The sequence below is a fragment of the Spirulina sp. LEGE 11439 genome (genome assembly GCF_059821285.1).
Window position 1 is genome coordinate 40989 of record NZ_JCAMRX010000044.1, and the last position, 11118, is coordinate 52106.

Here is an 11118-nt window from a genome sequence, read left to right on the forward strand (position 1 = left end):
TTAAATACTTTGATATCTGAAATTTTGAGATTTTTTTGAGACCATAGATTGGCTCTAACCAATTGGGATAGAAGTTTCTGCCCATTTCTCTAATTTACTGGGAGAGTCCAAAACTTGACTAAAATAAGCAAGTCCCAGAGCTTCTCGCTCTGTTTTGATAGATTGATCGCTGAGATTGGGTAGAGTTTGTTTGTTGTTTTCTGTCAAAAGCTGAATGAGAGAAAGAGAAGGGAGTGGTTCTTTTCCATATTGACCTTTAATACTGCTTTCTTCAGTAAATTCCTCAATAATGTCATTATCTTTACCATTCCAAAGTGCAAAGGGAACGGGATCGAGAGAGTGAGCTTGATTTCGCTTTCTTTTGTTTTGTTGAGGTAGAACATTGCTATAGTGATCGGGAACTATCATCACGGCACCTAATTCATGTAAATGTTCTTTAAAATACTGATATACGGGTTGAACGATGAATTTATCGATCGCTTCTAAAGTGCTTATTTTTAAGTTAAGATCGCCCATGTGAGAGGCTTCATCTGGGGCGTTAATGTGGCAAATCATTAAACTATAATCAGACTCGATCAGCTCAATAATTTTCTGGCCTTTGGCGTAAAAGTCAGTGTCGGGACAACCGGAACCGACGGGGAAAAAATCCATCGATCCTGCGATCGCAATTCCGTGTAAAAAATCCATTGCACCAATGACACCAACTTTATCGGAAAAACCTGTATTCTCAGAAAATGAAGGTAAGTGAAATGCTTCTGATACACTCCAAGGAAAGATGGTATTTGCTGTTTCAGAGCGAAGAATATTATTGACTTGCACTAGATAGTTATTAATCCGATCGGCAACACACTGACTCTGTGGATCTTGACCTCTAATTAGCTGGGAAATATCGAACTCACAACCTACATTTTCGTGAGGTTCAATACAAATTAATTGCTTGGCACTAATACCGACATCGCGAAGGATTAGGGTATTGCGAAAATCGCGATTATGATAAAGCTCAATATTGGGAAATTGAGTACCAAGATGAGTATTTATTTTTTCAACTAAAGGAATTGCACGATCGCTTTTAATATAATCGGCATTGTAGCTCTTCAAGACTTTATCTTCGATGCGGACAAAATTAGCTCTAAATGCCAAATCTTTACGATTGAGATGGATTCTATGGCTTGCCAATATTTCTGCTGAGGCTCTACCTTTGGGGTAATATTGGTCTGGATTCCAACCCAACATTCCCAGTTGTGCCACTAAACTGCCTCGAGGGAGAGAAGGAAAAAGGGTTTGTATGCGACCGCATACACCTAATCTGGCGATGCGATCGATATAGGGAATTTGAGCTAAAGCAAGAGGCGATTTTCCAGTGCGATCGCGATACAAATCTCCCGCACCATCTGGAATGATTAGCACGTATTTCTTTTTGTTCGATTTAGGCATTTTTTTCAGATGACTTTGTGGCAATTCTGTTTGTGTTTTCTACAAATTTCATCCATCACAGCCTACTTTTAATGATTATGGCGTTGTACAATAGAGAAAATTAGAAAAAACTGGCACGAAACGATCCCAGAATAAATCGAGAATAACTACTAATGACTTTAAGGAAAAGTGCTTTAGCCAAGAATATTAGTTATTCTAAAAATGCGAACGACTGATATTAATTTCTTTCTCTCGATTGAGAGTCGTTTCTGATATTGATTATCGCATCTGACAATCTGCTAAATTGTTATTTTTTTGTTAAATTTTATACAAAAAAAGAGGCGATTGCTCATAGACTTAAGAGCCAAAAGAGTTGTGCTTTTTTTTTGCTTTTGGGAATCATTCCCGATCGCGCTTTTTGAAAACATTGGGGAAAATAATGTCAAACAAAATATTAGCTGAAAAAGTATTTATTTTAGATACTACGCTCCGGGATGGCGAATTGATGCCCGGTGTTTGCTTCAAACAACAACATAAACTAGAAGTTGCCAAGTTGCTCGAAAAACTGGGAGTAGATATCATTGAGGTCAGCTATCCGGGTCGATCGCCCCAAGACTTTGCAGATTTCGTAACCGTTGCTCGGAAGATGAAAAAGGCAATTATTTGTGCCTTAACCAGTGCAAAAGAAACGGAGATCGTACAAGGGATTGAAGCTGTCCAAGCTGCTAAATGCAGTCGCATTCACCTCTATGCCAATATTAATCTCCCCGATCGCCTTCGTCAAGAGCAGACGTTAGAAACGATCGCATCAAGCATTACTTTAACGAAAAATCATTGTAACGATATTGAATGGACGGCTTTTGATGCTACTCGCAGTCCCTTTGATTTTCTTTGTCAAACAGTCGAAATTGCGATCGCAAACGGCGCAACGACGATTAATATTGCGGATAGTTTGGGAGTCTCAACACCCGATACATTTTCTCAATTGATTGATAACTTGCGCGATCGCGTTCCCAACTGCGATCGCTGTATTCTTTCCGTCCATTGTCACGACGATCTCGGTTTTGCGGTTGCTAATTCTTTAGCCGCTTTAGATGCGGGTGCGAGACAAATTGAATGTGCGGTGAATGGTTTGGGAGCGAGAAAAGGAAATGCCAATCTTGCGGAAGTTGTGAAAGGCATTCAAAAACGAGATCGCTTCTATTGTGATATTAATTCCGATCTATTACCGGCTGTCTCTCAATTAGTCGAGGGAGGGATAAAAAACACTTGATTTACCTTATTTAACCTGCAAATTGTTGCGCGTAAAATTGAGAATAACGACCATTTTTCGCGATTAGCTCCTTGTGGGTTCCTAACTCGATAATTCTGCCATTTTCTAACACTAACAAACGATCGGCTTTGCGGACTGTAGCGAGACGATGGGCGATAACAAATACCGTGCGATCGCGCATAATACGTTCTAAGGCTTCTTGTACCAGTGCTTCCGACTCTGAATCTAAGGCAGAGGTGGCTTCATCGAGAATGAGTAAGTGAGGATTGAAGAAGACTGCCCGAGCGATCGCGATGCGTTGGCGCTGTCCTCCTGATAAGGTCGTGCCGCGTTCCCCTACATAAGTGTGATATCCTTGGCTGAATTGGCTGATAAACTGGTGAGCGTTGGCAATTTTAGCGGCTGCTTCAATGGCAGCAAAATCTAAATCTTGTTGGCCAAACGCAATATTATCTGCGATCGTGCCGGAAAATAACATGGTTTCTTGGGGGACAATGCCAATCTGTCGGCGCAGACTGGTGAGAGAAACATCGCGAATATCAATTCCATCAATGAAAATTTCTCCCTCACCGGGATCGTAAAAGCGCGGTAAAAGGTTCACTAATGTTGTTTTTCCAGCCCCTGAATGCCCGACTAAAGCGATTGTTTCTCCAGGACGAGCAATAAAATTGAGGTCGTGTAAGACTTGTTTTTCCGAGGTGTAACTAAAACTGACGCGGCGAAATTCTACTTTTCCCGAAGTAGGGGGCAATGCGATCGCATGAGATTTTTCCTCAATAGTAGGTTTGATTGTTAAAATATCAAAAATGCGATCGATTGAGGCTTCTCCTTGTTTGAATGCGTTGTAATTATTCGTGGTAATTGTAATCGGATCGATTAGCATTCCCACGGCTGCTAAATAACCGATAAACTCGCTTCCTGTCAGATTATTTTGAGAGATTTGCCATGCCCCGAGAAAGAAGACAAAAATAAAACTGCACGCATAAAGAAAGCCGACCACAACCATTTGAAAGGCTTTAATTCGTTCTGCGGTATATTTTGCTCGTCGATTGGCTTCTGCTTCCTGCATAAAGCGATTGAGGGTGAATTCTTCTGCGGCAAAACCTTGTACGAGACGAATACCACTAAAAAATTCAATTAATAAGGCCGACAAATTCGAGATGCGACTTTGAGAGCGATGGGAATATTTGAGCAGGCGATCGCCAAAAATCCCCACCAAAATTGCCATTGCAGGAGCAACGATGAAAGCGGCAAGGGTTAACTGCCAATTGAGATAAATCATCGAAGCCAACACGACAATGAGTTGCAATACACAGGGAACAAATTGATGAAAAATTTGATTGACCACTTCACCAATGCGATCGATATCTTCGGTTAAACGATAAGATAAATCTCCAGTTTTCGTGGTTTCAAAATAACTCAAGCCCAGTTTTTGTGTGTGTGCGTAAACTTTTTTCCGCAGATCGAGGGCAATTTGTAAGGCGGCTTTGGCCATAAGGGAATCTTGGCCGTAGAGGGCGATCGCGCGCACAAAAAATACCCCCATCGATAACCCGGCAATTTGGGCGCTAGTGTTAATATCTCCCTCTCCCACTGCATGAGCTAAACGTTCCGCCAGCCAAATTAAAGCCGGCCAGCTTGCTGTAAAAACCAAGGTACAAATTAACGCCAAAGCGATCGTCACGCTTTGGGGCAAAATATAGGGAGGCAGCAGGCAATAGTTTGAGCGAATTTTCAAATTTGGTTATTAGTTATTGGTTATTAGTTGTTAACTCTTCATTGTTAACTGTTAACTGTTAACTGTTTATTGTTCATTATTAACGGTTAACCGTTCATTGTTCATTGTTAACTGTTCCTTGTTCATTGAAAAAGAAAGTCCGGCATCGATCGGATAAAAAGGTTGATGCAGACCGATTAATTGGGCGATCGTTTTCTTTAACTGTAGGCGAGAAACGATCGCATCGACAAATCCATGTTGCAATAAATATTCAGAGGTTTGGAAATCATCAGGAAGCTTTTCTCGTAAAGTTTGTTCGATCACTCGCCGTCCGGCAAAGCCGATCGCTGCATTAGGTTCGGCTAAAATGACATCCCCTAACATGGCAAAACTGGCAGTCACTCCCCCCATTGTCGGATGCGTTAACACGGGAATATAAAGCAATCTGGCTTGGCGATGGCGTTCTAAAGCACCGGATATTTTCGCCATTTGCATCAAGCTCAGCATTCCTTCCTGCATTCTCGCGCCGCCAGATGCACAAATAATGATTACTGTCAATCCCTCATTTGTACCATACTCAATGAGGCGACAGAGTTTTTCCCCGACAACCGATCCCATACTTCCCCCCATAAAACGAAAGTCCATGACACCGAGGGCGACGGGTAAGCCATCGAGGAGTCCGGTTCCGGTTTGTACGGCATCCTTTAATTGGGTTTTCGCTTGATAGTCTCGCAAGCGATCTTTGTAGGGTTTGCGATCGCGGAAATTGAGAGGATCGAGGGGTTGAACGTCCTCATTTAAAGGTTTCCAAGTTTTCGGGTCGATCAGTTGGCAAATGCGTTCGTCGCTGTCCACTCTCATATGATGGTCGCATTCAGAACAAACCATGAGATTGCCCTGTAAGTCTTTGGTATAAGTTAAAACGCCGCAACTGGGGCATTTTGTCCATAGTCCATCAGCGATTTCTCGTTCTTGGTGTTGTCGATCTGCAATTTCAGATTTTTCTCGATTGGCAAACCAGTCTAATAAAGACATAATCTAATAAAAAATTTTTATCTTTTGTTGGGAAACAATTACTCGGGTTCGAGTTCTTCTTCCTTGGGACTCAATAACAGCAATGCCGTCCATTTGTCTTGGGGAAACACTTGGATCGCCGCTTGTCCAGAGAGAAAACAGCCGCTAGCCCCAACATTGACAAGACGACAAGGGATATCGTAACTCATGAGGATTTGCTGCATGAGTTCGGCTTCCCAGCGCGTACTGGTCGTTTTTAAGGTAATCCAAGATACAGAGTTCATCTTATCAAGGGTTGGACTTGTTGTTAATTGCTTCCGATCCTAGCGTGTAGCGCGATCGCGGGTTAGTTGAGGGGAAAAAATAGGTTGAAATAGGTTGAGAGGATGGTTTCCCCCCAAAAGACAGTGAGTATGGCACCGATCGCTAAAAAGGGTCCAAAGGGCATAGGGCGATCGCGTTTTAACCATCCCATTACTATTGCTCCCCCACCGGCGAAAGCTCCCAATCCACAGGCGAGAAAACCCGCCAAGAGCAAGAGTTTCCAGCCCAACCACGTTCCTAGCATGGCAGCTAATTTAGCATCTCCGGCTCCCATTGCCCTACGTCCGTAAACCAAGGAGCCGATAAAAGCGATCGCTTCAAATAACCACAATCCCACGACAGCGCCGCTAATTCCCGTCACTAAACTTTCCAGACTGCCGGCAATTGTCCCGGTTTCTTGCCATCCCCAAAACAGCATAAATCCCAAACCCATCATTAAACCGGATTGAGTTAGGGCATTGGGTAGCGTAAATGTATCAAAATCGATGAGAGAGAGGGCGAGTAACCAACTTAAAAACACCCAATAGCCAAAGGTTTCCCCCGTTGTACCAAAGCGCCAAAAAACGAGTAAAAATAATATCCCCGTTGCCGCTTCAACCAGAGGATAGCGAGGAGAAATATTAGCTCGACAATGCTTGCATTTACCTTTGAGACGCAACCAACCCAAGATGGGAATATTTTCTCCTTTTCCCAGTTTTGTTAAACAGTGCGGACAGCGAGAGGGTGGAGAAATAAGAGAAAGTTTAGCCGGAATTCGATAAACAACAACATTTAAAAAACTCCCGATCGCAGAGCCAAAAGCAAAGATAAAGATTCCTGTTACTAAAATTAATAAAGTTTCCATTAGGTGCGTCTCAAAGTTGTTAAAGCGCTTCAGCGTCCATATTTGACTCTACACCAATAATATAAAGCAACGGAAGCTCGACCTGTTTTAAAACAGAGTTGAAGAAGCGAGGAAAATATTTAAGAGTTGACAGAAAAGAATAAAAAGGAGAATATACTTACGATCAATGACTTATACGACAATGAGAAAACTCACACTTGCAGTTCTTTTTGCTGGTTTACTTTCGGGTGCAATGGCTTGTCAGCCAACAGTTTCTCCTAACGAAAGTTCTTCTGAACAGAGCCAAGAACTTCCGGGAGATGGCGTAACAGTGAAACCCGTTCATGCTGGCATCGCAGAAGAAGACTTTCAAACCGAAATTGTCAACAAAGCCTTAGAAAAATTAGGGTATGAGGTTGAAGAAACCAGAGAAATTGAACCAGCAGCCATGTTTATCGCCCTCGCTAATGGTGATTTAGATTATACCGCGATTCATTGGGAAAGACTCCTTGCGGGGGTTTATGAAAAGAGTGGGGGTGATGAAAAATTAGAGAAAATGGGAGTTATTGTTTCAGATACAGTACAAGGATATCAAGTTGATAAGAAGACTGCCGAAGAGCATAATATTACCCATTTAGACCAGTTAAAAGACCCGGAAATTGCCAAACTTTTCGACAGCGATGGCAATGGCAAAGCTAATTTAACTGGATGTAATCCGGGTTGGGGATGCGAGTTAGCGATCGAACACCATTTAGATACTTATGGTTTGCGCGAGACAGTAGAACACGATCAAGGAAAATATGCGGCTTTAATTGCCGATACAATTACTCGTCACAAGGAAGGAGAATCTGTTTTATTTTTCACTTGGATTCCTATGTGGTTGGGAGAGGTCTTAAAACTTGGTGAAGATACTATCTGGCTGGAAGTTCCTTATACAAGCCTACCCAAAGAACAGGGGGATGTCTCGGAAAAAGACACCACATTCCAAGACAAAAATTTGGGTTTTGCGATCGATCGCGAGAGGATTACTGCCAATAAAGAGTTTCTCGCTGCTAATCCTGCCGCAAAAAAGTTATTTGAACTGATTGAAATTCCTATTGCAGATATTAGCGCTCAGAACAGACTTATGCGTGAAGGAGAAGACAAACCAGAAGATATTTCTCGTCATGCAGAGGAGTGGATCGAGAAGAATCAGGAAACTTTTGATAGTTGGATCGAGGAAGCGATGCAAGTTGAGCCAGACAATTAAGTGATGGGGTAAAGATATTAACTTAATTGTTCTCTTTAACTTGTTTTTTATTGTGTAGGGGAGTAAGATTTTATTCCTCTACAAATGCGATCGATTATCGAGAAAGTATTACTTTGAGTAGTACGCTATTTGTGTAAAAAAAATCATGCGATCGAACTATTTTAGGTTGGACTAGATACAACTTTCAGTAAAGTTCACGCAAAACAATAGCCAAAAGAGATATAATCGAAAATTATTACTAATCCATCTTCCTTGAGAACAGTAATGAAACTCTTTGATGCTCTCATCCAAAAATTCATTGATTTATGCGAGATTCCCGAACTATATGAGGGAATTGCTACAGATTCGATAACACTCGACATCACTCCCATTCCAGTGTATAATTACGGAGTGGCATTAGGGGTTACTATTAATTGCTCTGATTTCTCCCTTGCTGATAAGATTGACGTGCATCGTAGTGCTTTAACAGAAGCAATGCAAAGGTTAAATCTAGTAGAAATCCATCTTACAATTAGAAATCAGCATTTTCGAGAATTTTCTAACCATATTTTTCTTCTTGGAGCAATGAATACTCAAGAAATCGATTTAAATAGTTTGTATAGTTCTCCGGATCCGGTTTACATCGTAGCGATGCACAATGAAACCTTGATGTTCGCTAACCCTGCTGCATTATTGGCCAATCAAAAAGCACCTGATGAGTTTATCGGAGAAAATGTAGCCTGCTTAAATTATCCGGATGAATTGGAGTACAGGAAACGGATGCTCAGGTTGGATGGGAAGTTAACGAACTATGAATGCAAAGCAATGCGCTGGTATAAAGACGAAACTCTATGGCGACGAAAAGAAATAAATATTGTTACAGATATTCAAGCCATCGAATTTTGGGGGATTGAGTGTCGAGTCGGTATCGAGCTAATGGTTGAGGAGACCAAACGCTTTGTCGATTAATTTGACACTCCAATGTTTCTAGAAATCAGCATTTTCGAGAATTTTCCAACCATATTTTTCTTCTTGGAGCAATGAATACTCAAGAAATCGGTTTAAACAGTTTGTATAGTTCTCCATATCCGGTTTACATCGTAGCGATGCACAATGAAACCTTGATGTTCGCTAACCCTGCTGCATTATTGGCCAATCAAAAAGCACCTGATGAGTTTATCGGAGAAAATGTAGCCTGCTTAAATTATCCGGATGAATTGGAGTACAGGAAACGGATGCTCAGGTTGGATGGGAAGTTAACGAACTATGAATGCAAAGCAATGCGCTGGTATAAAGACGAAACTCTATGGCGACGAAAAGAAATAAATATTGTTACAGATATTCAAGCCATCGAATTTTGGGGGATTGAGTGTCGAGTCGGTATCGAGCTAATGGTTGAGGAGACCAAGCGCTTTGTCGATTAATTTGACACTCCAATGCTTCTAGAAATCAGCATTTTCGAGAATTTTCTAACCATATTTTTCTTCTTGGAGCAATGAATACTCAAGAAATCGATTTAAATAGTTTGTATAGTTCTCCGGATCCGGTTTACATCGTAGCGATGCACAATGAAACCTTGATGTTCGCTAACCCTGCTGCATTATTGGCCAATCAAAAAGCACCTGATGAGTTTATCGGAGAAAATGTAGCCTGCTTAAATTATCCGGATGAATTGGAGTACAGGAAACGGATGCTCAGGTTGGATGGGAAGTTAACGAACTATGAATGCAAAGCAATGCGCTGGTATAAAGACGAAACTCTATGGCGACGAAAAGAAATAAATATTGTTACAGATATTCAAGCCATCGAATTTTGGGGGATTGAGTGTCGAGTCGGTATCGAGCTAATAGTTGAAGAAAGCAGACGCTTTGTGGATTAACAAAAACATTTTACGTATTATTGCCTTTTATAACTTCGATCGCGTAGAAAAAAAGGTATACAACCACGCACTTAGGGGATATTTTCCGGGGTTTTCAGAATCAACAATTGGATCTACAATAACCTTAATTTGCTCGACTTCTGTGGGGTTGTCGATCGGTCTTGTTCCTCTAACGATCGCTTGAAAAGTTTCCCAACTCATATCTTTAAAGCGGAGAAACTCCATTTGCACCTTTAACTCTTCATCAGTTTTACTCGCGATACATTCAGCAATCATTTCCGCCAATTTACTTCCTGATGCTTCCGATCCAAGAGAGTTCGTGTTTGCTTCCTTGACTATTTTGATATCCTTGCGAACTTCTAAGAGTGTTGCCAAAATTTGCTCCATTGTCTTCTTTTTGTCCTGTTGCTCATCCATCTCCTCTTGAGCCTGTTTTTGTTCGAGAGAATCAGAGTTAGGATCGATAATTTTTCCAAAGTTTTCCCAGCCTATACCCGTCGCCAAGACGATTTGAGCAATTTTATCCAATCTTGGCAGAGAACCACTCTTAATATTGCGAATTGTTCCTCGTTTAACCCCTAATCTTCTCTCGAACTCACTCAAATTGTCGAGAAGTTCCCATTTTTTTTGCAATGCGTCAAGCCAGTTAACAAGTCTCTGACAATATATATGGATTTCCATGACAGCAGTTCCCGGATTTTGGGTTGAGTTATCCATTAACGTTGCGTAAATTTGCACACGCCTTAATTTTGCCATGTCAAGCTAATTTCCAGCAAGGTATCATTTTGTAAACATTAACTTGCACAAATTTACGAAAAATGCGTAAACTTAGGTAATCAGTAAAACTGCCCGATCTGGAGGTGAGTTCAAGCGGTCTTGCTTGCGATCGCACGACGATCGCACTTCCGATCTACAACTCATCTCGACCTCAAGTACAAAAACCCGCACACAAATGCCTATTATTGTTGTTTTACCCATTGCGAGAAAAAAATGCGGCTTAACTCAAGAAAAATTAGCAAAGTTGAGCGATCGCTCTCAGCAACTTATTGGTAAACTCGAGCAAGGGAAAGCCAAAGGAATTGGTTTTGATACTCTCAATCAAATTTGTCGAGTAGTCGGAAAGCAAGTTGGTGATATTGTGGTCTATGTTCCCGACGACCCAAAACAGCTTGACGACACCCTCGTAACCCTCTCCAAAAGACTGAATTGCTCGATTGACGAAATCATCCCTTACATCCCCAAAGACTTAAAAAGAGCTTATCGAAGGTCAAGGTTCATTTGAACTAACAATTTTTCAGGTAAATACTCAGCAATCAATGGCTTGGGAATATTGCGATCTCAGCCAACATTATTTTAAATAATTAGAAATTAGAAAATACTGATATAATCTCTCGACCTAAGTACAGGACAAAAATTGGAGAGAGTCAAGAAAAGCATCAAACTTGTG

The 11118-nt window shown here is 41.3% G+C and carries 12 protein-coding genes; 6 read left to right on the forward strand and 6 right to left on the reverse strand.

The features are described from left to right. Nucleotides 1–54 precede the first annotated feature (54 nt). Complete coding sequence (locus tag AC6RV6_RS22870; RefSeq protein WP_500243194.1) at nucleotides 55–1434, reverse strand: alkaline phosphatase family protein; 1380 nt, start codon at nucleotides 1432–1434, stop codon at nucleotides 55–57. A 418-nt stretch (nucleotides 1435–1852) separates the two neighbouring features. Between AC6RV6_RS22870 and AC6RV6_RS22875 the strand changes: the two genes are divergently transcribed. Then, nucleotides 1853–2686, forward strand: a complete 834-nt coding sequence (locus AC6RV6_RS22875; protein WP_500243195.1) for a hydroxymethylglutaryl-CoA lyase-like TIM-barrel protein — start codon at nucleotides 1853–1855, stop codon at nucleotides 2684–2686. 10 nt (nucleotides 2687–2696) lie between these two features. Here AC6RV6_RS22875 and AC6RV6_RS22880 read toward each other — a convergent pair whose 3' ends face one another. The 4 genes from AC6RV6_RS22880 to AC6RV6_RS22895 all read right to left on the reverse strand — a co-directional run bounded on the left by AC6RV6_RS22880 (nucleotide 2697) and on the right by AC6RV6_RS22895 (nucleotide 6585). Then, the gene (locus tag AC6RV6_RS22880) at nucleotides 2697–4424 is read right to left on the reverse strand and encodes an ABC transporter ATP-binding protein (RefSeq protein ID WP_500243196.1); all 1728 of its coding nucleotides are present in this window, start codon (nucleotides 4422–4424) and stop codon (nucleotides 2697–2699) included. A 66-nt stretch (nucleotides 4425–4490) separates the two neighbouring features. Continuing rightward, entirely contained in the window at nucleotides 4491–5438 is a 948-nt protein-coding gene (gene accD / locus AC6RV6_RS22885; RefSeq protein WP_500243197.1) for an acetyl-CoA carboxylase, carboxyltransferase subunit beta, read from the reverse strand. Between the two features lie 38 nt (nucleotides 5439–5476). Then, nucleotides 5477–5701, reverse strand: coding sequence for a hypothetical protein (locus AC6RV6_RS22890; protein ID WP_500243198.1), 225 nt, complete (start codon nucleotides 5699–5701; stop codon nucleotides 5477–5479). Between the two features lie 62 nt (nucleotides 5702–5763). Continuing rightward, complete coding sequence (locus AC6RV6_RS22895; protein WP_500243199.1) at nucleotides 5764–6585, reverse strand: prepilin peptidase; 822 nt, start codon at nucleotides 6583–6585, stop codon at nucleotides 5764–5766. Nucleotides 6586–6751: 166 nt separating this feature from the next. Between AC6RV6_RS22895 and proX the strand changes: the two genes are divergently transcribed. The 4 genes from proX to AC6RV6_RS22915 all read left to right on the forward strand — a co-directional run bounded on the left by proX (nucleotide 6752) and on the right by AC6RV6_RS22915 (nucleotide 9671). Continuing rightward, nucleotides 6752–7813 carry a glycine betaine/L-proline ABC transporter substrate-binding protein ProX gene (gene proX / locus AC6RV6_RS22900; protein ID WP_500243200.1) on the forward strand — a complete coding sequence of 354 codons (1062 nt, stop codon included), beginning with the start codon at nucleotides 6752–6754 and terminating at the stop codon, nucleotides 7811–7813. Between the two features lie 264 nt (nucleotides 7814–8077). Next, on the forward strand, nucleotides 8078–8761 hold the full coding sequence (locus tag AC6RV6_RS22905) for a hypothetical protein (RefSeq protein ID WP_500243201.1): 684 nt from the start codon (nucleotides 8078–8080) through the stop codon (nucleotides 8759–8761). A 71-nt stretch (nucleotides 8762–8832) separates the two neighbouring features. Further along, nucleotides 8833–9216 (forward strand): hypothetical protein, encoded by a 384-nt coding sequence (locus tag AC6RV6_RS22910; RefSeq protein ID WP_500243202.1) that lies wholly within the window; start codon nucleotides 8833–8835, stop codon nucleotides 9214–9216. 71 nt (nucleotides 9217–9287) lie between these two features. Beyond that, nucleotides 9288–9671, forward strand: coding sequence for a hypothetical protein (locus tag AC6RV6_RS22915; protein ID WP_500243203.1), 384 nt, complete (start codon nucleotides 9288–9290; stop codon nucleotides 9669–9671). Between the two features lie 27 nt (nucleotides 9672–9698). Here the strand turns inward: AC6RV6_RS22915 and AC6RV6_RS22920 are convergent, their stop codons facing one another. Beyond that, nucleotides 9699–10388: a hypothetical protein gene (locus AC6RV6_RS22920; RefSeq protein ID WP_500243204.1), complete on the reverse strand. Its 690-nt coding sequence runs from the start codon at nucleotides 10386–10388 to the stop codon at nucleotides 9699–9701. A 235-nt stretch (nucleotides 10389–10623) separates the two neighbouring features. Here AC6RV6_RS22920 and AC6RV6_RS22925 point away from each other — a divergent pair, with 235 nt between their 5' ends. Further along, nucleotides 10624–10953 carry a helix-turn-helix domain-containing protein gene (locus AC6RV6_RS22925; RefSeq protein ID WP_500243205.1) on the forward strand — a complete coding sequence of 110 codons (330 nt, stop codon included), beginning with the start codon at nucleotides 10624–10626 and terminating at the stop codon, nucleotides 10951–10953. The last annotated feature ends 165 nt before the right edge of the window (nucleotides 10954–11118 follow it).